23 protein-coding genes are annotated in these 23,177 nt (G+C 62.0%); 5 read left to right on the top strand and 18 right to left on the bottom strand.

What is annotated here, in order from left to right:
* Window positions 1-59: 59 nt before the first annotated feature.
* Window positions 60-707: a 2-polyprenyl-3-methyl-6-methoxy-1,4-benzoquinone monooxygenase gene (gene coq7 / locus U873_RS0133695; RefSeq protein ID WP_025132426.1), complete on the top strand. Its 648-nt coding sequence runs from the start codon at window positions 60-62 to the stop codon at window positions 705-707.
* Between the two features lie 73 nt (window positions 708-780).
* Here coq7 and U873_RS0133690 read toward each other — a convergent pair whose 3' ends face one another.
* Window positions 781-1,203 (bottom strand): OsmC family protein, encoded by a 423-nt coding sequence (locus tag U873_RS0133690; protein ID WP_025132425.1) that lies wholly within the window; start codon window positions 1,201-1,203, stop codon window positions 781-783.
* 236 nt (window positions 1,204-1,439) lie between these two features.
* Between U873_RS0133690 and crp the strand changes: the two genes are divergently transcribed.
* Complete coding sequence (crp, locus tag U873_RS0133685) at window positions 1,440-2,084, top strand: cAMP-activated global transcriptional regulator CRP (RefSeq protein ID WP_025132424.1); 645 nt, start codon at window positions 1,440-1,442, stop codon at window positions 2,082-2,084.
* Here the strand turns inward: crp and U873_RS0133680 are convergent.
* The 14 genes from U873_RS0133680 to U873_RS0133615 form a co-directional block, all read right to left on the bottom strand.
* A complete protein-coding gene (locus U873_RS0133680) occupies window positions 2,081-2,782 on the bottom strand; it encodes a lipoate--protein ligase family protein (protein WP_025132423.1) in 702 nt (233 codons plus the stop codon). The genes crp and U873_RS0133680 overlap by 4 nt on opposite strands.
* Before the next feature lie 157 nt (window positions 2,783-2,939).
* The gene (gene trpC / locus U873_RS0133675) at window positions 2,940-3,776 is read right to left on the bottom strand and encodes an indole-3-glycerol phosphate synthase TrpC (protein WP_025132422.1); all 837 of its coding nucleotides are present in this window, start codon (window positions 3,774-3,776) and stop codon (window positions 2,940-2,942) included.
* The gene (gene trpD / locus U873_RS0133670) at window positions 3,773-4,822 is read right to left on the bottom strand and encodes an anthranilate phosphoribosyltransferase (protein ID WP_025132421.1); all 1,050 of its coding nucleotides are present in this window, start codon (window positions 4,820-4,822) and stop codon (window positions 3,773-3,775) included. The genes trpC and trpD overlap by 4 nt, the downstream gene beginning before the upstream one ends.
* 9 nt (window positions 4,823-4,831) lie before the next feature.
* Window positions 4,832-5,425: an aminodeoxychorismate/anthranilate synthase component II gene (locus U873_RS0133665; RefSeq protein ID WP_025132420.1), complete on the bottom strand. Its 594-nt coding sequence runs from the start codon at window positions 5,423-5,425 to the stop codon at window positions 4,832-4,834.
* Between the two features lie 12 nt (window positions 5,426-5,437).
* Window positions 5,438-6,925, bottom strand: a complete 1,488-nt coding sequence (gene trpE, locus U873_RS0133660) for an anthranilate synthase component I (RefSeq protein ID WP_025132419.1) — start codon at window positions 6,923-6,925, stop codon at window positions 5,438-5,440.
* 71 nt (window positions 6,926-6,996) lie between these two features.
* Entirely contained in the window at window positions 6,997-7,815 is an 819-nt protein-coding gene (locus U873_RS0133655) for a phosphoglycolate phosphatase (protein ID WP_025132418.1), read from the bottom strand.
* The gene (gene rpe / locus U873_RS0133650; protein ID WP_025132417.1) at window positions 7,812-8,486 is read right to left on the bottom strand and encodes a ribulose-phosphate 3-epimerase; all 675 of its coding nucleotides are present in this window, start codon (window positions 8,484-8,486) and stop codon (window positions 7,812-7,814) included. Before rpe ends, U873_RS0133655 begins: the two co-directional genes overlap by 4 nt.
* Before the next feature lie 80 nt (window positions 8,487-8,566).
* On the bottom strand, window positions 8,567-9,715 hold the full coding sequence (locus U873_RS0133645) for an iron-containing alcohol dehydrogenase (protein ID WP_025132416.1): 1,149 nt from the start codon (window positions 9,713-9,715) through the stop codon (window positions 8,567-8,569).
* Window positions 9,716-9,871: 156 nt separating this feature from the next.
* Window positions 9,872-10,696, bottom strand: a complete 825-nt coding sequence (locus U873_RS0133640; protein ID WP_025132415.1) for an ABC transporter permease — start codon at window positions 10,694-10,696, stop codon at window positions 9,872-9,874.
* 13 nt (window positions 10,697-10,709) lie between these two features.
* On the bottom strand, window positions 10,710-11,957 hold the full coding sequence (locus tag U873_RS0133635; protein WP_025132414.1) for an ABC transporter permease: 1,248 nt from the start codon (window positions 11,955-11,957) through the stop codon (window positions 10,710-10,712).
* Window positions 11,958-12,100: 143 nt separating this feature from the next.
* On the bottom strand, window positions 12,101-13,162 hold the full coding sequence (locus tag U873_RS0133630; protein ID WP_025132413.1) for an ABC transporter substrate-binding protein: 1,062 nt from the start codon (window positions 13,160-13,162) through the stop codon (window positions 12,101-12,103).
* A 43-nt stretch (window positions 13,163-13,205) separates the two neighbouring features.
* Window positions 13,206-14,330 (bottom strand): ABC transporter ATP-binding protein, encoded by a 1,125-nt coding sequence (locus U873_RS0133625; RefSeq protein ID WP_025132412.1) that lies wholly within the window; start codon window positions 14,328-14,330, stop codon window positions 13,206-13,208.
* A 372-nt stretch (window positions 14,331-14,702) separates the two neighbouring features.
* Window positions 14,703-15,332, bottom strand: coding sequence for a response regulator transcription factor (locus tag U873_RS0133620; RefSeq protein WP_025132411.1), 630 nt, complete (start codon window positions 15,330-15,332; stop codon window positions 14,703-14,705).
* 13 nt (window positions 15,333-15,345) lie between these two features.
* Window positions 15,346-17,745, bottom strand: a complete 2,400-nt coding sequence (locus U873_RS0133615) for a PAS domain S-box protein (protein ID WP_025132410.1) — start codon at window positions 17,743-17,745, stop codon at window positions 15,346-15,348.
* A 74-nt stretch (window positions 17,746-17,819) separates the two neighbouring features.
* Here U873_RS0133615 and U873_RS0133610 point away from each other — a divergent pair, with 74 nt between their 5' ends.
* The gene (locus U873_RS0133610; RefSeq protein ID WP_025132409.1) at window positions 17,820-18,809 is read left to right on the top strand and encodes an alpha/beta hydrolase family protein; all 990 of its coding nucleotides are present in this window, start codon (window positions 17,820-17,822) and stop codon (window positions 18,807-18,809) included.
* 54 nt (window positions 18,810-18,863) lie between these two features.
* Here U873_RS0133610 and U873_RS0133605 read toward each other — a convergent pair whose 3' ends face one another.
* The 3 genes from U873_RS0133605 to U873_RS0133595 are packed head-to-tail and all read right to left on the bottom strand — an operon-like array spanning window position 18,864 to window position 21,329.
* Window positions 18,864-19,631 carry a TerB family tellurite resistance protein gene (locus U873_RS0133605; protein WP_025132408.1) on the bottom strand — a complete coding sequence of 256 codons (768 nt, stop codon included), beginning with the start codon at window positions 19,629-19,631 and terminating at the stop codon, window positions 18,864-18,866.
* A 1-nt stretch (window position 19,632) separates the two neighbouring features.
* Complete coding sequence (gene murU, locus U873_RS0133600) at window positions 19,633-20,307, bottom strand: N-acetylmuramate alpha-1-phosphate uridylyltransferase MurU (RefSeq protein WP_025132407.1); 675 nt, start codon at window positions 20,305-20,307, stop codon at window positions 19,633-19,635.
* Window positions 20,304-21,329, bottom strand: coding sequence for an aminoglycoside phosphotransferase family protein (locus U873_RS0133595; protein ID WP_025132406.1), 1,026 nt, complete (start codon window positions 21,327-21,329; stop codon window positions 20,304-20,306). Before U873_RS0133595 ends, murU begins: the two co-directional genes overlap by 4 nt.
* A 305-nt stretch (window positions 21,330-21,634) precedes the next feature.
* On the opposite strand from U873_RS0133595, the gene U873_RS36840 reads away from it, so the two are divergent.
* Together U873_RS36840 and U873_RS34655 are read left to right on the top strand one after the other, a co-directional pair.
* Window positions 21,635-21,793: a hypothetical protein gene (locus U873_RS36840; protein WP_157838143.1), complete on the top strand. Its 159-nt coding sequence runs from the start codon at window positions 21,635-21,637 to the stop codon at window positions 21,791-21,793.
* A gap of 840 nt (window positions 21,794-22,633) precedes the next feature.
* Window positions 22,634-23,177 (top strand): reverse transcriptase N-terminal domain-containing protein (locus U873_RS34655; RefSeq protein ID WP_177330343.1); only part of this gene is annotated, 544 nt, incomplete at its 3' end.

Below are 23,177 nucleotides of genomic sequence, written 5' to 3'. Positions count from 1 at the left end.
CAGGTTTCACTCCAATGATTGGAGTAAACTGGCCGCCGTGATTCTTCCCGGAGATAAGCATGACTACCCAACGTCACTACTCGCCGATCGACCGTCTGCTGCTGCAGGCCGATATGGCCATGCGCACGCTGCTGCCTTTCAGCGGCCAACCTTATCGCCCCTCGCCCGCCATCGTGCAGCCGGAAGCGCAGATGAGTGACGAGGACACCCGGCACGTCGCCGGGCTCATGCGCATCAACCATACCGGGGAAGTCTGTGCCCAGGCGCTGTACCAGGGCCAGGCCCTGACCGCCAAGCTGCCTCAGGTGCGCAAGGCCATGGAGCATGCCGCCGAGGAAGAAATCGACCACCTGGCCTGGTGCGAACAACGCATCCGCCAGTTGGGCAGCCATCCCAGTGTGCTCAATCCGTTGTTCTACGGCCTGTCCTTCGGTATCGGCGCCGCTGCCGGCCTGATCAGCGACAAAGTCAGCCTGGGCTTCGTGGCTGCCACTGAAGATCAAGTGTGCAAGCACCTGAACGAACATCTGGAGCAACTGCCGGCGGAAGACGAAAAGTCCCGCGCCATTCTCGAACAGATGCGCATCGACGAAGAACACCACGCCGAAACTGCCCTCGAAGCCGGTGGCTTCCGCTTCCCCGCCCCGGTGAAGTTCGGCATGAGCCTGCTGGCCAAGGTCATGACCAAAAGCACTTACCGGATCTGAATCTCCAGCACCGAATATGAAAAAGGGCGCCATCGAGGCGCCCTTTTCCTTTGTCGGTGAAAGCGCTGGTAGTTCAGCCCAGTTCGACAATCTCGTAATCGTGAGTAATGACCACTCCGGCGGCACCGAGCATGATCGACGCCGAGCAGTACTTCTCGGCGGACAGTTCGATGGCCCGCTTGACCTGGGCTTCCTTCAGGCCCCGGCCCTTGACCACGAAGTGCATGTGTATCTTGGTGAAGACCTTGGGATCCTCGGTGGCACGCTCGGCATCGAGGAAGGCCTCGCAGCTCTCGACCGCCTGGCGCGACTTCTTCAGGATGCTGACCACATCGAAGTTGCTGCAACCACCCACGCCGAGCAAAAGCATCTCCATGGGGCGAACACCCAGGTTTCGGCCACCGGCTTCTGGTGGACCATCCATCACCACAACATGGCCACTGCCCGACTCACCGAGGAACATGGCTTCACCAGCCCATTGGATGCGTGCCTTCATCGCCAAGACTCCACTGATAAAAAAGGGTCGCCAGCTTAGCACAGGCACTTCTGTCGACAGCGCTTTGACCTTGCGCCCCCTCTTTACCGGACCAAGATAAGAAAAATCTTAAATTCACTGAGGATGTGTCTGTTAAGCTGACGCCAAATGAATGGCGCATCGCCAGCGTTTATCGCCCTCATGTTAGCCCTATAAAAAAATTACCCCATACCGTGCAGTCTTTTCGGGATACAACCATGGTTGCTATTGCCCCCACCCCCAAGATCAAGAATCTCGACAAGTTGCTGATGCATTGTCAGCGCCGCCGCTATCAGGCCAAGAGCAACATCATCTGCGCTGGCGACGTGTCCGACAGCCTGTACTTCATCATCAAGGGCTCGGTGACCATCCTTATCGAAGACGATGATGGCCGGGAGATGATCATTGCCTACCTCAATGCCGGGGACTTTTTCGGCGAGCTGGGCCTGTTCGAAGAGGCCGGGCACGAACAGCAGCGCAGCGCCTGGGTAAGAACCAAGGTGGAGTGCGAAGTCGCTGAGATCAGCTACGCCAAGTTCCGCGAGCTGTCGCAGAACGACCCGGACATTCTCTATGTGCTCAGCGGGCAGATTGCCCAGCGTCTGCGCAATACCACGCGCAAGGTCGGCGACCTGGCGTTCTTCGACGTGACCGGACGGGTGGCCCGCTGCCTGCTGGAGTTGTGCAAGCAACCGGATGCCATGACTCACCCGGACGGCATGCAGATCAAGATCACCCGCCAGGAAATCGGTCGGATCGTCGGCTGCTCACGAGAAATGGTCGGCCGCGTTCTCAAGGATCTCGAAGAGCGCAACCTGGTTCATGTCAAAGGCAAGACCATGGTGGTCTTCGGTACCCGCTAAGCCGGCAGAAACCCCTTGAGCATCTGCCGATACAGGCTGTCCAATCGAGCCATCGCATCGGGGGCGGCGAAGGCCTCATGCAAGGCAATGTGACTGTCAGCCCGGCAACGCTGCTCCAGGCCGCAGGCCCGATTGAAGGTGTTGACTGCATCCACCATGAATTCGCGCTCGTTATCCAGCAGCAGTGCACCGTGAACCAGGCCGACCGGCCGCTGCCCACCCTTGCTCTGGCGCCAGCGCTGAGCCGTGCCAACCAGCTTGCGACCGTCAAGATTGACGTTGTAGCGACCGTCGCAGAAGGCACCTTCCACCTCCCCCAATGATGGATTGCCTCCCAGCTCACTGAGCAGATCGCAGATCGGCTGGCACAAGCGCCGGTAAGCCGTTTCGATCCGCCCCTGATCACCTTCGCTGCGCGGGGGCGCATAGACCAGCGCGATGTTCACCGTGGCCGCCGATTGCGGTACCGGCTCGCCGCCAGTTTCCCGCAGCAGCACCGGCCAGCCGTTGGCCGCCGACTCGGCGCATGCCTGCTCGAACCCGGGCAACCGGCTCAAGCGTCGCGGCATCACCAGTGCCCGATCGCTGGGCTGCCAGAACAACAGGCCGAACGCCTGGTCTGCAGTGCACACTTGGGCCAGCAAATCCTGTTCGGCTTGCAGGCCCGCTTCGACAGTCAAGGCAAGAGGCTGGGTCATGGAAATGGAAATCCTCGGGGCTGTTGCCATATCGGGACGAGCAGAACTGCTCGGAATTCATCTGGCAAGCCAAACGGCCTGCCCTGCTGCAGATGACGGAAAACCTTGCCGCAGGCATGAAAAAGCCGGCAGCGCCGGCTTGTTCATCGTCTCGGAGTCAATCCAAGGTCGAGCCGCTGACCGGCAGGCCGCGCTCCGGAAAGAATAGGCGCTGCAATTCGCTGCCTGGACTCTCGGCGCGCATGAACGCCTCGCCCACCAGGAACGAATACACATCGCTGATTTCCATCAGCTCGACATCGGCACGGTTGAGAATGCCGCTCTCGGTAATGACCAAGCGGTCGCGAGGAATACGCGGCAACAGGTCGAGGGTGGTTTCAAGGTCGACCTCGAAAGTGTGCAGGTTGCGGTTATTGACCCCCACCAGCGGTGTATCGAGGGTTTTCAACGCTCGCTCCAGCTCGTCGCCGTCGTGCACCTCGACCAATACATCCAGGCCCACGCCCTTGGCCACCGCTGCCAGCTCCGCCATCCGCACATCATCCAGCGCAGCGACAATCAGCAGTACACAGTCAGCACCCAAGGCCCGCGCCTCGACGATCTGGTACGGATCGATCATGAAGTCCTTGCGGATCACCGGCAGTTTGCAGGCCGCACGGGCCTGCTGCAGGTAGGCATCGGCGCCCTGGAAGTAATCGATGTCGGTAAGCACTGACAGGCAGGTAGCGCCTCCCTTCTCATAGCTCCTGGCGATTTCCGCCGGGACGAAATGCTCGCGGATCACGCCCTTGCTCGGCGAAGCCTTCTTGATCTCGGCGATCACTGCCGGCTGCTTGAGCTTGGCCTGTTCCAGCAGGGCCCGGGCAAAACCACGGGGAGCGTCGGCCGCCCGTGCCAGGCCTTCCAGCTCGGCCAGGCTGACGCGAGCACTGCGCTCGGCCACTTCCTCGCCTTTACGTACGAGGATCTTTTCCAGAACTGTCGGCACGCTCATCCTTCATTCTCCTGCTTGAACACCGCGGTAAAGGCCCCCAGCTCCTCAAGCTTCTCCCGGGCCAGGCCCGTGTGCAAGGCATCGTGGGCCAGGGCCACACCTTCTTTCAGGCTGCTGGCATGATCCGCGGCATACAGCGCTGCACCGGCATTGAGCACAATCATTTCAGCAGCCTTTTGCCCGTGCTCGGTCTTGCGCCGACCCAGGGCGTCACGGATCAGCTCCAGGGAAGCTGCCGGGCTCTCCACCACCAGGCCAAACAGGCTCTGGCTCTTCATGCCTAGGTCCTCGGGTTGTACCCAGTATTCGGTAATCTGGTCGTTCTTCAATTCAGCGACAAAGGTCGGTGCCGCCAGGCTGAACTCATCCAGGCCATCCTGGGAATGCACCACCAACACGTGCTTGCTGCCCAGACGCTGCAAAACCTCGGCCAAGGGCCGGCACAGCGCCTGTGTGAACACACCCACCACCTGATGTTTCACGCCGGCCGGATTCGTAAGCGGGCCGAGCATGTTGAACAGGGTGCGCAGGCCGAGGTCCCGACGTGGGCCTGCGGCGTACTTCATGGCGCCGTGATGGGACTGGGCAAACATGAAGCCGATGCCGACGTTGTCGATGCAACGTGCTACCTGGACCGGCGTCAGGTTCAGGTAGATACCCGCCGCTTCCAGCAGATCGGCGCTGCCGCTCTTGCCGGACACGGCTCGGTTACCGTGCTTGGCAACGGTGCAACCTGCCGCGGCAACCACAAAGGACGACGCGGTGGAGACGTTGAAGATGTTCGCCCCATCACCGCCGGTGCCCACCACATCCACCACACCGTCGAGGGTTTTCAGCTCGACCTTGTCCGCCAGTTCACGCATGGCCGATACCGCGCCGACGATTTCGTCGATGCTTTCACTCTTCATGCGCATGGCCATCATGAACGCGCCGATCTGCGCATCAGTGCATTGACCGGTCATGATCTCGCGCATCACCGCGCGCATCTCATCGGTGCTCAGGTCCAGATGGCCGACAATACGGCTCAGGGCAGTCTTGATATCCATGAAAAGTCCTTAGCGCGTGCCGCCGCTCTGTTTGAGGAAGTTAGCGAACAGCTCGTGGCCCTGCTCGGTGAGGATAGACTCGGGGTGGAATTGCACCCCTTCGATGTTCAAAGTCTTGTGGCGCAGCCCCATGATCTCGTCGACGGAGCCGTCTTCCAGCTGGGTCCACGCGGTGGCTTCAAGGCATTCGGGCAGCGTTTCGCGCTTGACCACCAGCGAATGGTAACGGGTCACGGTCAGCGGCATGTTCAAGCCGCTGAAGACGCCCAGGTCGCGGTGAAACACCGGGCTGGTCTTGCCATGCATCACTTGTCGGGCACGCACCACCTGGCCGCCAAAGGCCTGGCCGATGGACTGGTGCCCCAGGCACACGCCGAGAATCGGCAGCTTGCCGGCGAAGTGCTTGATCGCCTCAATGGAGATGCCCGCCTCGGTCGGCGTGCAGGGACCGGGCGAGACCACAATACGCTCAGGCTTGAGCGCTTCGATCTGGGCCACGGTCAATTCGTCATTGCGCACGACTTTTACTTCGGCCCCCAGCTCACCCAAGTACTGCACGACGTTATAGGTGAAGGAGTCGTAGTTATCGATCATCAGCAACATAGTGGAAACTCCTCAAACCTTGGATGCGGGGGATTGTTCAGCCAGTGCCACGGCACGGAACATTGCACGACGCTTGTTCAGCGTTTCCTCCCACTCCAGGACCGGCACCGAGTCGGCAACGATGCCGCCACCGGCCTGTACATGCAGCTCGCCATTCTTGATCACCGCCGTGCGAATCGCGATGGCAGTGTCCATGTTGCCATTCCAGGCAAAGTAGCCCACCGCCCCGCCGTAGACGCCACGCTTGACCGGCTCCAGCTCGTCGATGATTTCCATGGCACGGATCTTCGGCGCGCCGGACAAGGTGCCCGCAGGCAGGATCGCCCGCAATGCGTCCATCGCTGTCAGGCCGGCTTTCAATTGGCCGGTGACGTTGGACACGATGTGCATCACGTTGGAGTAACGTTCGATGACCATCTTCTCGGTGAGCTTCACCGAGCCAATCTCAGAGACACGGCCGGTATCGTTGCGCCCCAGGTCGATCAGCATCAAGTGCTCGGCGATCTCCTTGGCATCCGACAGCAGGTCCTCTTCCAGGGCCAGGTCGGCCTCTTCGGTGGCCCCCCGCGGACGGGTCCCGGCAATCGGGCGCACGGTAATAAGGTTGTCCTCGACCCGTACCAGCACTTCCGGCGAACTACCCACTACATGGAAGTCGCCAAAGTTGAAGAAGTACATGTAGGGAGTCGGGTTGAAACAGCGCAGCGCCCGGTACAGATCGATTGGCGCGGCCTTGAAATCGATCGACATACGCTGGGACGGCACCACCTGCATGCAGTCCCCGGCCAGGATGTACTCCTTGATGGTGTCCACCGCCCGCTCGTAGTCACCCTGGGTGAAACTGGAACGGAACACGGGATCAGCCGCCGGCGGACGGCCCAGATCCAGCCCCGGACGCGGAGTGATCGGCTGGCGCAATTGCTCCAGCAGTGCCTGCAGGCGCGCCTGTCCGGTTTCGAAGGCGTTGTCCTGGGCTGGGTCGGCCAGCACGATCGCGTGCATCTTGCCCGCCAGGTTGTCGAACACCACCACCGCGTCGGACACCATCAGCAGGATATCCGGAACGCCGATCGGGTCCGGATTCGGGCAAGGGCCCAGGCGCGGCTCGACATAACGCACGCAGTCATAACCGAAGTAACCCACCAGGCCGCCATTGAAACGCGGCAGGCCGGCAATGGTCGGTACGTTGTAGCGAGCCTTGAATTCCTCGACGAAGGCCAAAGGATCGGCCACTTCATGGCTTTCGATCTCGATACCGTCGTGGGTCACGCTGACCTGATGCCCATGCACGCGCAGGACGGTGCGGCATGGCAGGCCAATGATCGAATAGCGTCCCCATTTCTCACCGCCTTGCACCGACTCCAGCAGGTAGGAGTTGGGCTGATCGGCCAGTTTCAGGTAGATCGACAGGGGGGTATCGAAGTCGGCTAGGGTTTCGAAGGCCAGCGGGATACGGTTGTAACCGGCTGCGGCCAAACGCAGGAATTCTTCGCGAATCATGGTGTGCCTCGTGGCTTGAGGGTCTAACAGTCAGGTATGCAAACGTGCCGGCAGGGCCGGCCAGACAAAAATCAGGCGCGCCAACGCCAACGGGCCAGGGCCTTGATGACTTTCATCCAGAGTTTGCGAGTGACCACCACGATGGAGTTTCCAGAAGGGGATGGAACAGCGTCGGGCAACGTTATCTCAGCGGCCGGATCTAAGCAACCGGGGATCAGCGCCCGCAGATTGTCGATGACCATGGCCGGAGATTCCTCGGCAATCGGCCGGCCATGGTTATAGCCATAGCTCAGGGCCACGCACTTGACCCCAGCTGCCTTGGCCGCCAGCACGTCACTGCGCGAGTCGCCGACGAACAACGACTGCGACGCCGGCACGCTGGCCATCTTCATCACGAAGAACAGCGCCGCCGGATCGGGTTTCTTCTGTGGCAGGGTGTCGCCACCAATGATCCAGCGGAAATACCGGCCGATCTTCATCTGATCCAGCAAGGGCGCGACGAAGCGCTCGGGCTTGTTGGTGATCAGGGCCATTTCCACGCCCTGCTTGTACAGCCACTTGAGGGTCTCGCGCACACCGGGATAGACCACGGTCAGCTCATGGCTGTCCTCGTAGGCGGCGTTGAACAGCTCCAGGGCGTGCTCGGCCTCGCCGTCGTCGACGCCTTCGGCCTCCAGGCTGTTGGCCAGGGCCCGGCGCACCAGCATCGGCGCGCCGTTGCCAACCCACTCGCGCACCGCCTCAAGCCCGGCAGGTGCACGCCCCATTTTGAGCAGCATGTGATCCACGGCGGCGGCCAGGTCGGGAACCGAGTCCACCAGGGTACCGTCCAGGTCGAACATCACCAGGCGCGGCATGCGCCCCGGGAACAGCTGCTCAAAAGCACTCATGATCGCGCCAGCGCCAGTTCGGCGCGCATCTTCTCGATCACTTCCTGGTAGTTCGGTGCATTGAAGATCGCCGAGCCGGCGACGAAGGTATCAGCACCCGCCGCTGCGATTTCACGGATGTTGTTGACGTTGACGCCACCGTCGATCTCCAGACGGATATCCCGCCCAGAAGCGTCGATCAGCGCCCGCGCCTCGCGCAGCTTGTCCAGGGTGCCAGGGATGAATTTCTGCCCGCCGAAACCCGGGTTGACGCTCATCAGCAGGACCATGTCGACCTTGTCCATCACGTACTTGAGCACGTCCAGCGGCGTCGCCGGGTTGAACACCAGGCCGGCCTTGCAGCCACCCTCACGGATCATCTGCAGGGAGCGGTCGACATGCAGCGTGGCTTCCGGATGGAAAGTGATGTAGGTAGCGCCGGCCTCGATAAAGTCGCCGATGATGCGATCCACCGGGGTCACCATCAGGTGCGCGTCGATCGGCGCAGTGATCCCGTACTTGCGCAGGGCGGCACAAACCATCGGGCCAATGGTCAGGTTCGGCACATAGTGGTTGTCCATGACATCGAAGTGGACGATGTCGGCGCCGGCGGCCAGGACGTTGTCCACTTCCTCGCCCAGACGGGCGAAGTCGGCGGAGAGAATCGACGGAGCAATAGCGAAGGGCTGCATGACGCACCTTTTTTGAGCAGAATCACGATGGCGCGCATTGTATACCTCATGCTTTGGAGCGCACACCGTAACCACGATGTTCAGTAGGCCGCGCGATAGATCTTCTCGATATCGGCGGGACTCAGCCGGCGTGGATTGTTGCGCATCAGCCGTTCGATTCCCGCCGCTTCCTGGGCCATCGCCGGGATCGCGTCCTCGGGCACGCCAAAACTGCGCAAGCCGCTGGGAATCTCCACGGCAGCGCATAACGCGGCCATGGCCTCCACGGCCCGGTCAGCCGCCTCGCTGGCACTCAAGTGCGCCGTCTGCAGGCCCATGGCTTCGGCAATATCCTGCATGCGCTCGACGCAGGCCATCTTGTTCCAGGTCATGACATAGGGCAGCAACAAGGCATTGCTGACCCCGTGAGACACATGAAAGCGCCCGCCCAGCGGATAGGCCAGGGCATGCACCGCCCCTACCCCGGCGTTGCCGAACGCCATGCCGGCCATCAGGCTCGCGGTGGCCATGTCCTCCCGGGCTTGCAGGTTGTTTGGGTTGGCAAAGGCCTTGGGCAAGGCCTTGACGATCAGCTTGATGGCACCAATGGCCAGGGAATCGGTGATCGAAGAGGCATTGAGCGACAGATAGGACTCGATGGCATGCACCAGGGCATCGACGCCACTGGCGGCGGTCACGCTGCGCGGACAGGTCAGGGTCATCTGCGGGCTGACCAGCGCCACGTCCGGCAACAGGTAGTCACTGACAATGCCCTTTTTCAGCTGCGCGGACTTGTCCGAGAGAATCGCCACATTGGTCACCTCAGACCCGGTACCGGCGGTGGTGGGGATGGCGATCAGCGGCGGCCCCTTGCGCGGCACCTGGTCGACACCGAACAGGTCCTCCAGGGCGCCATGGTAGCCGGCGTAGGCGGCGACACTCTTGGCGATGTCGATGGCGCTGCCACCCCCCAGGCCGATCAGGCCATCATGGCCGCCCTCGCGATAAACCTGCATGCAGTCTTCGACGATGGCAATTTCCGGATCGGGTTGTACCCGGTCGAAGATCTCGTAACTGCGCTCCCCGAGGTGCGCCAGGGCCAGCTCTACCGTACCCGAGCGGACCAGGGCGGCATCAGTGACAATCAAAGGGTTATCGACATCCAGGCGGGTCAGTTCGCCAGCCAACTGCTCGATGGCAGTGCTGCCAGTGAGCAATTTGTGGGCGATCTTGAAAGAGGAAATACTCATGTGCGCAGCCTCTTATATAGAAGGTGAGAGCTGGCACAAGAGTAGCTGGGGATTATCGGTTGTCGCCTATTCAGCAGACGAATGCACAGCCCCCCCATGCCGCAGCCACGGCCGTGTTCGGCGGCAATGGCTGCAAAGGGTTCAGGGCTCGGTGACTCAGACCTGAGCGGTACGCAGCTTCTCACTGCGCCCGCGCAGCCATTCCAGGGTCAGCAGCAGGACCACCGAGAAAGCGATCAGCAGCGTGGCCGCGGCCGCAATGGTGGGGCTGAGGTTCTCGCGAATCCCGCTGAACATCTGCCGCGGCAGGGTGGCTTGCTCAGGACCTGCGAGGAACAGGGTCACCACCACCTCATCGAACGAGGTGGCGAAGGCGAACAGCGCGCCACTGATGACCCCGGGGGCGATCAGCGGCAAGGTCACCCGGCGGAACGTCGTCAGCGGCGAAGCTCCCAGGCTGGCAGCCGCGCGTACCAGGTTGTGATTGAACCCCTGCAGGGTCGCCGACACAGTGATGATCACAAAGGGCACCCCCAGCACCGCGTGCACGATGATCAGCGAGAAGAAGCTGTTGCCCATGCCCAGCGGCGCGAAGAACAGGTAGCTGGCAACGCCGATGATCACCACTGGCACCACCATGGGCGAAATCACCAGGGCCATGACCAGCGCCTTGCCGGGAAAATCGCCGCGGGTCAGGCCAATGGCCGCCAGGGTGCCGAAGACCATCGCCAGCAAGGTCGCAGCCGGAGCAACAATGATGCTGTTCTTCAGCGCGCGCATCCATTCGGCGGAGGCGAAGAAGTCCTGGTACCAGTGCAGCGAGAAGCCCTGCAGCGGGTACACCAGGAAGCTCCCCGAGTTGAACGACAGCGGGATGATCACCAGCACCGGCAATACCAGGAACAACAGGATCAGGCCGCAGAGAATCCGCAAGCTGTAGAACCAGACCCGCTCGACGGGCGACATGTAGGGGCTCAGCATTTCGATTTTCTCCTTAGCTCAGGCGCAGGCGACTGGCGCCCACCAGCCAGCTGTAAATCAGATAGAGCACGATGGTCGCCAGCAACAGCAGGCCGCCCAGGGCCGTGGCCATGCCCCAGTTGATACTGGTGTTGGTGTAGAAGGCGACGAAGTAGCTGACCATCTGGTCGTTCGGGCTGCCCAGCAGCGCCGGGGTGATGTAGTAACCAATCGCCAGGATGAACACCAGCAGGCACCCGGCGCCAACGCCGGCATAGGTCTGCGGGAAGTACACCCGCCAGAAGCTGGCGAACGGATGACAGCCCAGGGAAATCGCTGCACGCATGTAGGTCGGCGAGATGCCTTTCATCACGCTGTAGATCGGCAGGATCATGAACGGCAGCAGGATGTGCACCATGGAGATGTAGACCCCGGTGCGGTTGAACACCAGTTCCAGGGGCTTGTCGATCACCCCCATGGCCAGCAGCGCGCCATTGATCAGGCCGCCGGACTGCAGGAGCACGATCCAGGCCGCTACCCGCACCAGGATCGAGGTCCAGAACGGCAGCAGCACCAGGATCATCAGCAGGTTGCTCTTGCGCGCCGGCAGGTTGGCCAGCAGGTACGCCAGGGGATAGGCCAGGGCCAGGCAGATGGCGGTGATCACCAGGCCCATCCAGAAGGTGCGGGCGAAGATGTCCAGGTAGATGGACTGGTCCGGGGTGGCCGGGGCCAGTTCACCCAGGTCGTCGATGCGATGGTCCACCGCCGCCAGCAGGTAGTACGGGGTCAGGCTGCTGGTGTTGCGGCGGATCGCCTGCCAGTAGGCCGGGTCGCCCCAGCGCTCATCCAGGCTTTCCATGGCTTCTTTATAGGATTCGGGCTCGGCCTTGAACGGCAGGGCGCGAGCGGTCTTGGTCAGCAGGCTGCGGTAGCCGGCCAACTCCATGTTCAGGCGTTTGGACAGGTCGCCCAGGGTCTGATTCTTGCGGGCATCCGCCAGGTCTTCGCTCAAGGCTTTGTAGGCCTCTTCGGCGGGCAGGCCACGCCCGTCCCAGGCACTCACCGCCACCACGGTACGCGGCATGCCGCCGACCACTTCCGGGTTGCCGACGCTCTTGTACAACAGCGCCACGATCGGTACCAGGAACACCAGCAGCAGAAACAGCACCAGGGGCGCGATCAGCGCCTGGGCCTTCCAGCGGTTGACCCGCTCGGCACGGGCCAGCCGCTGCTTCAGGGTCGGACCGGCGACCGCGTTCAGGGGAACGGTGAGGGACATGACAAACTCCGCGAATCGATCTTTCGAATACAAACCACCGGCGGCAGGAGCGGGCGTGGCCGCGAGCCAGGCGCATCAGCCGGCACCGATGGTGCAGCTGATGACGCCTTCGCGGGCGAGCCCGCTCCTACAACAGAAGGTGGTTACTTGGCTGCCCAGGCGTTGAAGCGCTGTTCCAGTTGCTCGCCGTTGTCAGCCCAGAAACTGACGTCGATCTGCACCTGGTTGGCGATGTTCTCCGGGGTGGTCGGCATGTCCTTGAGAATGTCCTTGGCCAGCAGCGGCACGGCCTGGGTATTGGCTGGGCCGTAGGCAATGTTTTCCGAATAGGTCTTCTGCTGCTGCGGTTGCACCGAATAGGCGATGAATTTTTTCGCCGCTTCGGCACGGGTCTTGTCCAGGCCCTTGGGAATGGCCCAGGCGTCGAAGTCGTAGATACCGCCGTTCCATACCACTTTCAGGTTGCTTTCCTTCTGCACCGCAGCGATCCGGCCGTTGTAGGCCGAGCTCATGACCACGTCGCCGGAAGCCAGGTACTGCGGCGGCTGGGCGCCGGCTTCCCACCACTGAATGTAGGGCTTGAGTTCATCGAGTTTCTTGAAGGCGCGATCCTGGCCGTCCTTGCCGGCCAGCACCTTGTACACGTCCTTGGGCGCGACGCCATCGGCCATCAGGGCGAATTCCAGGGTGTACTTGGCGCCCTTGCGCAGGCCGCGCTTGCCCGGGAACTGCTTGGTGTCCCAGAAATCGGCCCAGCTGCCAGGTGGCGCTTTGAGTTTGTCAGCGTTGTAGGCCAGCACTGTGGACCAGACGAAGAAGCCCACGCCGCATGGCTGGATCGCGCCCTTGACGTAATCCTCGTTATTGCCGAACAGCGCCGGGTCCAGCTGCTCGAACATGTCTTCGTCACAACCGCGGGACAGCTCCGGAGACTCCACTTCTACCAGGTCCCAGGACACGCTCTTGGTGTCGACCATGGCCTTGATCTTGGCCATCTCGCCGTTGTATTCGCCGGCGATGATCTTGCCCTTGCCCGCCGCTTCCCAAGGGGCATAGAAGGCCTTGACCTGGGCCGCCTTGTTCGCCCCGCCAAAGGACACCACGGTCAGGTCCGGCCCCGCCGCCATCGCGTGCGCCGCACCCAGCATGCCCAGTGCCACAGCAAGGGTGCTGAGGGGGGCGGTGAATTTCAGGGATCTCAACATTTATTGTGTTCTCCACGTGCAGGTTGGTGTTGCAGGGGGGCGATCAATTCGCCTCTAAAAGCGGGTCGAGCGCGCGAACGTGCTCGACTTGCCAGCCAAGCGGAACCACGTCGCCCACCGCCAGCGCCGGATCGAGCTCGGCAATCGGCTGTTTCACGAAAAAGTCGCCCTTGCCACAGACCTCCAGGCGCACCCGGACGTGATCGCCCAGATAGATGAATTCCGCGACCCGGCCGGAGAAGCGATTGGCGCAACTTTCGCTGGAGCCATTGAGACTCACCCGTTCCGGACGAATGGACAGGGTCACCGGCTCGCCGATCTGGCCGACATTCACCGCCAGCGCTTCAACTTTCTCGCCACGGCCAAGCTCCACCACGCAACGCTCACCGTTGTGGCTATGCAGGCGACCGTTGAGGCGGTTGTTCTCACCGATGAAGTTGGCGACGAAGGTGTTCTTCGGTTCTTCGTAGAGGGTGCGCGGCGGAGCGATCTGCTGGATCTCGCCCTGGTGGAACACCGCCACCCGGTCGGACATGGTCAAGGCTTCGCCCTGGTCGTGGGTCACGTAGACCACAGTCACGCCCAGGCGCTGGTGCAGGTGCTTGATCTCCATCTGCATGTGTTCGCGCAGTTGCTTGTCGAGGGCGCCGAGGGGCTCGTCCATCAGCACCAGCTGTGGCTCGAACACCAGGGCCCGGGCCAGGGCCACCCGCTGCTGCTGGCCGCCGGACAGCTGGGCCGGGTAGCGCTGGGCGAAGGCGTCCAGCTGGACCATGCTCAGCACCCGCTTGACCCGTTCGCTGATGTCGGTCTTGCTGAGGCCGCGCACCGACAGCGGAAACCCCAGGTTCTCGGCCACGGTCATGTGCGGGAACAGGGCGTAGTTCTGGAACACCATGCCGATGTCGCGCTTGTGCGGAGGCACATTGTTGATGGAGCGGCCGGCCAGCTGGATCTCACCGGCAGTCGGGGTTTCGAAACCGGCCAGCATCATCAGGCTGGTGGTCTTGCCTGAACCGGACGGCCCCAGCAGGGTGAGGAACTCGCCTTTGCGAATTTCCAGGTTGAGGTCTTTGACGATCAGGTTCTCGCCGTCGTAGCTCTTCTGCACACCACGAAAGCTGACCAGAATCTCATTGCCCCCAGCGCTTGAATCGACCTCGCTCATACCCACACCTTTTGTTTTAGACGGCTGTGGAACAAGCCTAGTGGAGGCCGCAGCCCCCGAAAATCGGGGGGTAGGAGAGAATCGCCTCAGCCGTCTGGAAGGTTACGTGTAGGGATTGCCCTACAAGGATGGCGGGAACAGGCAAGAGCGGCGGCAAGCCTGGAGCTGTAAGCCGCAAAAACAGGCAAAGATCGGGAAGTGGCGATGTCGTAAATGGATATGCAGCGGCCAACGCCCTGACAAGAGCCACCGAAACCGGGGCGTAGCCAATGTAGCGAGGGCGCTTGCTCCCGCTGGGCCGCAAAGCGGCGCAAAAACAGTCACCATCCAGCCAACAGAATGACGGCCTTCAGAGCCTACGCGCGCCCCCACTCAAAGCAGCTTGTGCTCCATGGCGTACTTCACCAGTTCGGCCAGGGAGGTGATGTTGAGCTTCTGCATCAGCCGCGCCTTGTGGGTGCTGATGGTCTTGCTGCTCAGGGCCAGTTGCTGGGCAATGTCGTTGACATTGGCCCCTTGGGCCAGGCGTTCGAACACCGAGAACTCACGTTCGGAAAGCAGCGAGTGCAAGGGCCGGGCATCAGTCAGACCGACCTCGAAGACCATGCGGTCAGCCAGGTCCGGGTCGATGTAGCGACCACCGGATGCGACCTTGCGAATCGCCGTCAGCAACAGCGCAGGGTCGCTGTCCTTGGTGGCATAGCCGGCGGCGCCGATCTTCAGCGCTCGGGCAGCCATCTGCGCCTCGTCATGCATTGACAGCACCAGGATCGCCGGAGGATTGTGCAGTGCGCGTATCCGCGGAATGGCCTCCAGGCCGTTCACCCCGGGCATCGAGATGTCCAGCAGCACCACTTCGCAGGGCACCTGGCGCAGGGTGTCCAGCAACTGCTCGCCATTGCTCGCCTCGCCAACCACCCTCAGGTCCTTGGCCAGGCCGATCAGTTGCTTGATGCCTTCGCGGACAATGGTGTGGTCTTCGGCTACCAGTACACGGATCACACATGCCTCCTCATTATTGTTGTTGGTCCAGGGGCACCCGGACGCTCAGGGTGGTGCCCTCGCCCGACTCACTGTGCAGCGACAGGCTGCCCCCCATGATCAGTACCCGCTCGCGCATGCCTACCAGGCCAAAGGAAGTCGGACGTGCCGCAGCGGTGTCGAACCCCAGGCCATCATCGCTGATGCTCATGCACAACTCGCCCGCTTCCAGGGTCAGGCTCAGTTCCACAGTATGCGCCTGGGCATGGCGCATGACATTGGTCAGGGCTTCCTGAAGGATACGAAACAGGCCGATGGCCTTGGCATCGCTCAGGCGCGGCAGGTTGTCCGGCACCTGGACCAGGCAAGGAATCTGCGTACGTGCCTCGAAACGCCGGGCCTGCCATTCGATGGCCGAGGCAATGCCGGCGTCAAGGATTGGCGGGCGCAAGGCCGTGGCCACGTCCCGTACCAATTGAAACAGCTGGGCGATCAGGCGCTTCATGCTGTTCAGGCGCTCATGCAGGCCTGGGTCGAGCTGGGCATAGGCCAGCTCGCACATGGACGTTTCCAGCTTGAGTACGGTCAGCATCTGCCCCAGCTCGTCATGGACTTCCCGGGCAATGCGGGCCTTTTCCTCTTCACGCACGCTTTCCAGATGCGCCGACAACTCGCGCAACTGCTCACGAGAACTGGCCAGTTCCAGTTCGATGCGCTTGCTTTCGCTGATGTCCCAGACGATACCGTCCCAGACGAATGCACCGTCATCCAGGCGCCGGGTGATGGCCTTGATCTCGGCCCAGCGCTGCTGGCCCTGGCGGGTCAGGATGCGCCCCTGCCAGGACCAGTCGCTGTCGGTGTCCAGGGCCTGGTCCTGGGTCTGGTGATAGCTGGCCTTGTCATCCGGGTGCACCAGGCTGCGCAGGCCTTTGTCGCGATGGCTCAGCACCGTCGGCGAGTAGCCCACCAGGGATTCACTGCCCTCGCTGATGTAGGCAAAGTCGATCTGCCCGGTGACCGGGGCCCGCTCCAGGCGGAACACCAGCCCCGGGACGTTGGCCGCAATACCCTGTAAGCGCGCCTCGCTCTCGCGCAGCGCCGCCAGGGCCCGACGTCGTTCGGTGACATCGTTGAGATAGACCACCAAGTACTCACTGTCGCGAAACCGCAGGAAACTCAGGGACACATCCGCCGGCAGGATGCTGCCATCCGCTCGTACGCACTGGGTCTCGAAACTTTGCGCGCCCTCCTCGCTGGCCCGGGCGCGCTTCCACAGGTTGAGCCAACGGTCCATGTGCAGGTTGGGCTCGAAATCGATCAGCGGACGGTCGATCACCCCACCCGGCGGATAGCCGAGCATGTCTTCGGCGGCCCGGTTGGCATAGCGCACATGACTGTCCCAGTTGACCCAGAGAATGCCCACGGTGCTCTGATCGATGGAGAACTGGGTCAGGCGCAGCGCTTCCTCACTGGCGGCACGCAGGGCAATGTCTTCCCGCGCGGCCAGCAAGCGCAGCTCCAGGCCACGCTGCTGACGACGCGACCAAAACACCAGCGCCAGGCTGGCCAGCAACAGGATTGCCAGCAGCAGGCTGATGTTCTGCCAGACCCCGGGCGACTCGCTGAGCCGCGGGTACTTGGGTTGCAACCAGCGGTTGTGAAGCTGCTCCAGCTCCTTGGCCGGAATTGCGTGCAGGGCCCTTTCGACGATACTGGCCAGCTCCGGCCAGTCCCGGCGGGTCGCCACCCGCAACAGCTGCGGCAGACCAATATCCCCGACCACCGCCAGGCCGCTGAACTCGGCCTCAGCGGACAGCCGGCTGAGCTGCGCCTCATCCACCACGGCATAACGGGCCTGCTGGCTCAACAGCAACTGCAAGGCCTGGCGCTCCAGGGGAACGCCTTGCAGGTTCAGGTTGGGGTAGGTTACGCGCAGGTAGTCGGCCACGGCGCTGGGCATGCGCACCGCGACCCGGGCCTGACTGTCGAGTTTCTCCAGCTCCACGGCCCCCGCCCCCTTGCGCTCTCCCACCACCAATTGCGGCACTCGCATGTAGGGGTCGCTGAACAACCATAGGCGCAGGCCGGCCGGGGTCTGGGTCAGGCCCGGGGCCATGTCCACTTCTCCGTCGCGCAAGGCCCTTTCCAACTGCGCCTGATCGGGAAAATTGCGCCAGCTGAGTTCGATACTCAGGGCCTTGGCCAAAGCCTGCATCAACTCGACGTTGGCTCCGGAGAGGCGCTGCAGGCGCCGGTCGTATTGAGCGAAGGGGGCTTGCAACACCAACCCCACCCGCAGCTCGGGATGCTGCTCCAGCCATTGGCGCTGCTCAAGGCTCAAGGCCGCGGTGGCGCCGTGGGGCGCCGGGGCCGCACCTCCTATCAAGGGAAGGCACAGGCAGCCGATAAGCAGAAGGCAGCGAAAACGCATCATCTGAAGTCTCACACCCTGACAAATACTGACCAACCCATTAGGCTGCCGGAATTACTTCTGGCCTGGAATATCCGATGCCCCTTGTCCACCGCTCGGCACTGCCCGCATTGTGCCTGTCGCTGATCCTGCCTTGGGTCTTTTCTGCAGAGGCCGCCGATCCGGCCGCGGAAACCAAAAGCCCTGAGGAACAACCGGCCCAGCGCCAACCCCTGCCTGAGCGCAGCCAGGAAGACGCCGCCGCACTCGAACGCCAGTTGCCCGCCCAGGAGCAACAGCAGTTGCAGGCAGGCGGCGATACCTTCCTGGCCCTGTGGAAACCGGCCAATACCAGCGAGCCCAAGGGTGTGGTGATTATCATCCCCGGGGCCGGCGAAACGGCTGACTGGCCGCAAGCCATCGCCCCTTTGCGCAACAAGCTGCCGGACACCGACTGGGGCAGCCTGAGCCTGACGCTTCCGGACATGCGCAGCGACGCGGCGCAGCCACGGATTGTCGAAGCCGCACCGCCTCCCGTCGACACCAGCAACACTGCCAAGGACGCCAGTGCCGAAGCCAAGCCCATCGAACAGGTTGCTGGCGGCGAAGCCGATGTTGCGGACCGAGCAGTGGCAGAAAGCACGGAAGAACAAGTCAAGGCGGACGCCGAGCGCATCTTCACCCGGATCGACGCGGCCCTGGCCTTCGCTGAGCAACAGAATGCCCGCAGCATCGTGCTCCTGGGGCATGGCACTGGGGCCTACTGGGCCGCCCGCTACCTGAGCGAGAAGCAGCCCTCGCAAGTACAGAAACTGGTGATGGTGGCCGCCCAAGCGCCGCTCAACGGCAAGCCCCGGCTGGCGGACCTGACGCCGACCTTGAAGCTGGCGACCGCCGATTTTTTCTATGTCGACAAGGCCGCGGCACAAAAAGCCGCCCTGGAACGACTGCAAGCCAGCAAGCGCCTGAAGCACTCGAACTTCAGCCAGATTCCTCTCAAGGCCTTGCCCGGCAACCCTGCTGCGCAGCAGGAGCAACTGTTCCGGCGAATCCGTGGCTGGCTCGCCCCGCAGAACACCGACAGCTGAAGCCTCTGGCCGCCGCCCGCCCGAAGGCGACGGCGGCCAACCCGGCCCCAGCCCTCAGCGAAAGTCCCGACGCTGGCGTATCAGTGCATAGGCACTGTGCAGTTCTCGGGTCTTCTCCGTGGCCTCACGCACCTGGGCCGCACTGGCACCGGTACCCGCGACCTTGTCAGGGTGATGACGACTGAGCAGCCGCCGATAGGCCCGCTTGATCTGCGCCGGCTCACTGGTGGCCGCCACCCCCAGCAGACGTAGCGCCTCCTGGTAGGTAATGGGCCCTTCGACCAGGCTCTTTCTGGCCGGGCCGTACTCCTGGGCCAACGCCTGGATCTGCTCCACCGTCCAGCCCAGCCACTTGCCCCAGAGCTGGATCAACTCGCGCTCGGCCGGCCCGACCCGACCATCGGCCCAGACCATCCGCCAACAGGCGCGCAGCACGCCTTCGGCCGCGTGCGGCTGGGCAGCCAGGCGACGCAGATAGCCCCGCAAACGGTCATTACCGGACTTGCCCCGATTGAAAGCGGCAATCGCCCGGCGCTGCGCCGCATCGCTCATGTCCAGCGAACGCATTTCCTGGCGCGCTTGCTGGATATGACCATCCACCACCCGGCCATCGCTTTTCGCCAATCGCCCCAACAGGACGAACAGCAGTTCATCGTTGCGCAACGCCGGGCGCCCGCCCAGGCGCTCCCGCAAATGTGCCCAGCTGTGCAGTTGCAGGCGCCGGTCCAGCGCCTGTCCCAACAATGCACCGAGCATGGCCCCCGGAATGCTGGCAATGGCAAAGCCCGCTCCGGCTCCGATCAGAGTCCCTGGCCACCACATATCAGCGACTCGCTTGCAGCAAGTGTTCCACCTGCGCCAGGCGCTCGACAGTACCGACGTCGACCCACTGCCCCTGCATATGTTCGCCCGTGACCTGGCCCTTAGCCATTGCTTCGCGCAACAGCGGAGCCAGCTTGAACGGGCCTGCGGCACAGTGCTGGAACAAGCGAGGATGCAGCACTGAAATGCCGCTGTAGGTCAGTGCCGGTGTCCCCGGACGGCGGTCGTGCAGCACCCCCTGCTCCAGGTGGAAGTCACCGCCGCAAGGGTGGTGCGGAGGGTTATCCACCATTACCAGGTGAGCCAGCCCGGCCAAGGGACGGCGCAGGGAGGCGAAGTCGTAATCGGTCCAGATATCGCCATTGACCACCAGGAACGGCGCATCGCCGAGCAACGGCAACGCCTGGAAAATGCCGCCACCGGTTTCCAGTGGCTCGCTTTCCGCAGAGTATTGAATGTTCAAGCCCCAACGCTGACCGTCACCCAGGGCGTCCTCGATCTGCTGGCCAAGCCAGGCATGGTTGATGACGATGTCACGAAAGCCCGCAGCCGCCAGGGCCCGCAGGTGGTACTCGATCAAGGGCACACCGGCTACCGGCAACAACGGCTTGGGGGTGGTCAGGGTCAGGGGACGCATGCGCTCCCCCTTGCCTGCCGCCAGAATCATTGCCTTCATGCATCGGCTCCCACTGGCTGGCGCAGGCTGAGCAGCAACTGTGAAAGCTCCGCCAGCTCGGGACGCCGGGCCAGAACGGCTTCTATATAGGCGAAGAAGCGCGGGACATCGGCCAGGTAGCGCGGCTTGCCGTCACGATGGCAGATCCGCGAGAAGATGCCGATTACCTTGAGGTGGCGCTGCACCCCCATCAGGTCACTGGCCCGAAGGAACGCCTCGAAGTCCTCCTGGACCGGGATCCCCAGCGCCCGGGCCTGGTTCCAGTAGTCCTTCAGCCAGCCCTGCACCCGCTCCTGTGGCCAACTGAGGAAGGCATCCTTGAACAGGCAGGTCACGTCGTAGGTCACCGGGCCGTAGACGGCGTCCTGAAAGTCCAGCACCCCCGGATTCGGCTCGCTGAGCATCAAGTTGCGTGGCATATAGTCGCGGTGGACCAGGACCTTGGGCTGCGCCAGGGCGCTGTCGATCAGCAGATCGCTGACCCTTTGCCACTGCTCGCGCTGCCGCGGGCTCAGCGTGACACCCAGTTCACGCCCGATGTACCACTCGGGAAACAGCTCCAGCTCACGGCGCAGCAAGGCGACATCGTAGCTGGGCAGTGGGGCCTCCATCGGCAACTGCTGGAACGCCAGCAAGGCCTGCAAGGCATCGCTGAAAAGTGCGTCGGCATTCTGCTCGTCGATGACGTCGAGGTAGGTCTGCGTGCCTAAGTCATTGAGCAGTAAAAAGCCGCGAGGCAGGTCCTGTGCATAAATTTTTGGCACGTTGATGCCGGCAGTCGCCAGCAAATGGGCGATATCCACGAAGGGTTTGCAGTTTTCCTGGGGCGGCGGAGCATCCATGACCACGAAGCTGCGGCCTGCCCCCTGCCAACGGAAATAACGGCGGAAACTCGCGTCGCTGCTGGCCGCGGTCAATGTCGCCGGGGGCACTTCACCCCAGCCTTGTGCTGCATAGACAATCGCCAACTGTTCATCGAGCCAAACTTTCAGGTGTTGCAAGCGTACATCTTGGTCAGGCATTACAAGGGTCTCCGACGGCGCTAGCCGTCAAGCGGGTCATGCTTTATTATCCAGCATCTTGTGCGACACGCGTAGCGTGTCTCCAGGTTGGCGGTGAGACGTCATCGTCAAGGGTTTTCCGCAAGGAAACCGATAGCCCGGTAGCCAATCCGGGAAACAAAACAGCCCAGGAGTTCCATTGCTTAGAAGGACTCGTTGTCGCTGCGGCGACGATAGCGAACCCCAAAGCCGCTTAGCACTCAGAAGCGCGGCTATGGTCCGAATTTCGGACTGGGAGTGCCCACTTCACTACTGATGAGGTTGTTATGCATAAACGTCTGGCTCAAAAAGCAGGTGTATCTGCAGTTCAGGTAGAAATGCGGAAATTCATTTCAGATACCCTGAACAGAATGACCTGGAACTTCGGCTTGATGATGCTTGCGTCAACCATCGTCATCATTTCTGCCATGTTCCTAATCAGGTAGTGCATCCACATAGGTCTCACGACCTACCCATGCGGGAAGAATCCCCGCAGGGATTCCTCCTGCCTTAAAACAGGAGGAAACACTCTCTGAGCATGCTGCTTTGCAGTCCACTGCTCACATCAAACCGGAGACACGAGCGAAAACTCTGTCTGTCATTGTCCAACTATCTTGCTTTGAGATAGCAGCGGACTCGTTGTGCGACCAACGATAGCCTAGGAAAACATGCGTCACTGGTAACGGTGGGGTGTGAAGCTTTTCCGACAATGTAGTCCCCATTTGGGTGTGCTTTTGCCGTGAGGCAAAGCACAGACGCTCGGAGCAGTACCGGGTCGAGACGCTAGGCTGGTTGGCATGGGTAACGTAAGTGAACTGCTGATAAACGCCGTAATGATAAACATGCCAAAACTGCTGTCAGGCATGGACCAAAAGGTATGGGGCCAGTTATTCCTGTGGGATGTGGGAATACGTCGCTACAAGGCCTCCGGTGAAAAGGCAGACCCTAAACCAATCGTGTGACAGGCAGGGAACGTGGTAAGCCCGTATGGCTGCCTTCGGGCAGGTGAACCGTAAGGGGATCTGTTGGCTGTGCGGGTATGGGATCGCAGAAAAAGCGAACGCCGGGCTGTAATCGCGCGGATAGGGGTTGGAACATTACCCTACGGGAAACCGGGCAGACTTCTGCGTGGTCTTTTATCGCATGAACGCTGAGTAAACCTGTCTCAATCATCTTCGAAGTCCGGCTGTAATGGGCTTCTTATTCATCCACTCCTGACGGGAGCGTCCATTCCCGTCAGGGGATGCGTACGTCTTCTGCTCGGGGAAACTTGAGAGGAAGGCAGCATGTTAGTACCTAGCCAATTGGACGGGTCTGCGCCTTCTGGCGTTCCGCAGCATTGGCATGACATCGATTGGTGTCGTGTACAGCAGAACGTACGGGCGATGCAGATTCGGATTGCGAAGGCTTGTCGGGAAGGCAATTGGCGCCGGGTGAAAGCCCTGCAACGGATGCTGACCCGCTCTCGTTCGGCCAGATATTTGGCCATACGGAGAGTCACTGAAAACCAGGGCAAGCGCACGGCGGGAGTCGACCGCGTGCTCTGGGATACACCCGATGCCAAATGGAAGGCGGCAAATGGGTTGAAGCGCCACGGGTATAAACCACGGCCATTACGGCGTGTGTTTATCCCGAAGTCGAATGGAAAGGAACGCCCTCTGGGCATTCCAACCATGACTGACAGAGCCATGCAGGCGCTATACCTGCTAGCCCTGGCGCCTATCGCTGAAACCACCGGAGATCCAAACAGCTACGGCTTTCGGATCGAGCGCTCCACGGCTGATGCGATGGGACAGTTGTTCGTTTGTCTTGAATCGCCCCGGATTCTCT

Source organism: Pseudomonas sp. PH1b, from assembly GCF_000633395.1.
Taxonomy (GTDB): domain Bacteria; phylum Pseudomonadota; class Gammaproteobacteria; order Pseudomonadales; family Pseudomonadaceae; genus Aquipseudomonas.
This window is presented reverse-complemented; position numbering and strand designations above follow the sequence as displayed.

What these genes read in the sequence shown, in the direction of transcription:
- rpe (WP_025132417.1), bottom strand. Translation starts at nt 8,486, where the DNA reads ATGCAGCCCTTCGCTATTGCTCCGTCGATTCTCTCCGCCGACTTCGCC.
- U873_RS0133605 (WP_025132408.1), bottom strand. Translation starts at nt 19,631, where the DNA reads ATGTGGTGGCCAGGGACTCTGATCGGAGCCGGAGCGGGCTTTGCCATT.
- U873_RS0133630 (WP_025132413.1), bottom strand. Translation starts at nt 13,162, where the DNA reads ATGTTGAGATCCCTGAAATTCACCGCCCCCCTCAGCACCCTTGCTGTG.
- U873_RS0133610 (WP_025132409.1), top strand. Translation starts at nt 17,820, where the DNA reads ATGCCCCTTGTCCACCGCTCGGCACTGCCCGCATTGTGCCTGTCGCTG.
- crp (WP_025132424.1), top strand. Translation starts at nt 1,440, where the DNA reads ATGGTTGCTATTGCCCCCACCCCCAAGATCAAGAATCTCGACAAGTTG.
- coq7 (WP_025132426.1), top strand. Translation starts at nt 60, where the DNA reads ATGACTACCCAACGTCACTACTCGCCGATCGACCGTCTGCTGCTGCAG.
- U873_RS36840 (WP_157838143.1), top strand. Translation starts at nt 21,635, where the DNA reads ATGCATAAACGTCTGGCTCAAAAAGCAGGTGTATCTGCAGTTCAGGTA.
- U873_RS0133595 (WP_025132406.1), bottom strand. Translation starts at nt 21,329, where the DNA reads ATGCCTGACCAAGATGTACGCTTGCAACACCTGAAAGTTTGGCTCGAT.
- trpD (WP_025132421.1), bottom strand. Translation starts at nt 4,822, where the DNA reads ATGGATATCAAGACTGCCCTGAGCCGTATTGTCGGCCATCTGGACCTG.
- murU (WP_025132407.1), bottom strand. Translation starts at nt 20,307, where the DNA reads ATGAAGGCAATGATTCTGGCGGCAGGCAAGGGGGAGCGCATGCGTCCC.
- U873_RS0133635 (WP_025132414.1), bottom strand. Translation starts at nt 11,957, where the DNA reads ATGTCCCTCACCGTTCCCCTGAACGCGGTCGCCGGTCCGACCCTGAAG.
- U873_RS0133680 (WP_025132423.1), bottom strand. Translation starts at nt 2,782, where the DNA reads ATGACCCAGCCTCTTGCCTTGACTGTCGAAGCGGGCCTGCAAGCCGAA.
- U873_RS0133665 (WP_025132420.1), bottom strand. Translation starts at nt 5,425, where the DNA reads ATGTTGCTGATGATCGATAACTACGACTCCTTCACCTATAACGTCGTG.
- trpC (WP_025132422.1), bottom strand. Translation starts at nt 3,776, where the DNA reads ATGAGCGTGCCGACAGTTCTGGAAAAGATCCTCGTACGTAAAGGCGAG.
- U873_RS0133655 (WP_025132418.1), bottom strand. Translation starts at nt 7,815, where the DNA reads ATGAGTGCTTTTGAGCAGCTGTTCCCGGGGCGCATGCCGCGCCTGGTG.
- U873_RS0133625 (WP_025132412.1), bottom strand. Translation starts at nt 14,330, where the DNA reads ATGAGCGAGGTCGATTCAAGCGCTGGGGGCAATGAGATTCTGGTCAGC.
- U873_RS0133645 (WP_025132416.1), bottom strand. Translation starts at nt 9,715, where the DNA reads ATGAGTATTTCCTCTTTCAAGATCGCCCACAAATTGCTCACTGGCAGC.
- U873_RS0133615 (WP_025132410.1), bottom strand. Translation starts at nt 17,745, where the DNA reads ATGATGCGTTTTCGCTGCCTTCTGCTTATCGGCTGCCTGTGCCTTCCC.
- U873_RS0133640 (WP_025132415.1), bottom strand. Translation starts at nt 10,696, where the DNA reads ATGCTGAGCCCCTACATGTCGCCCGTCGAGCGGGTCTGGTTCTACAGC.
- trpE (WP_025132419.1), bottom strand. Translation starts at nt 6,925, where the DNA reads ATGATTCGCGAAGAATTCCTGCGTTTGGCCGCAGCCGGTTACAACCGT.
- U873_RS0133690 (WP_025132425.1), bottom strand. Translation starts at nt 1,203, where the DNA reads ATGAAGGCACGCATCCAATGGGCTGGTGAAGCCATGTTCCTCGGTGAG.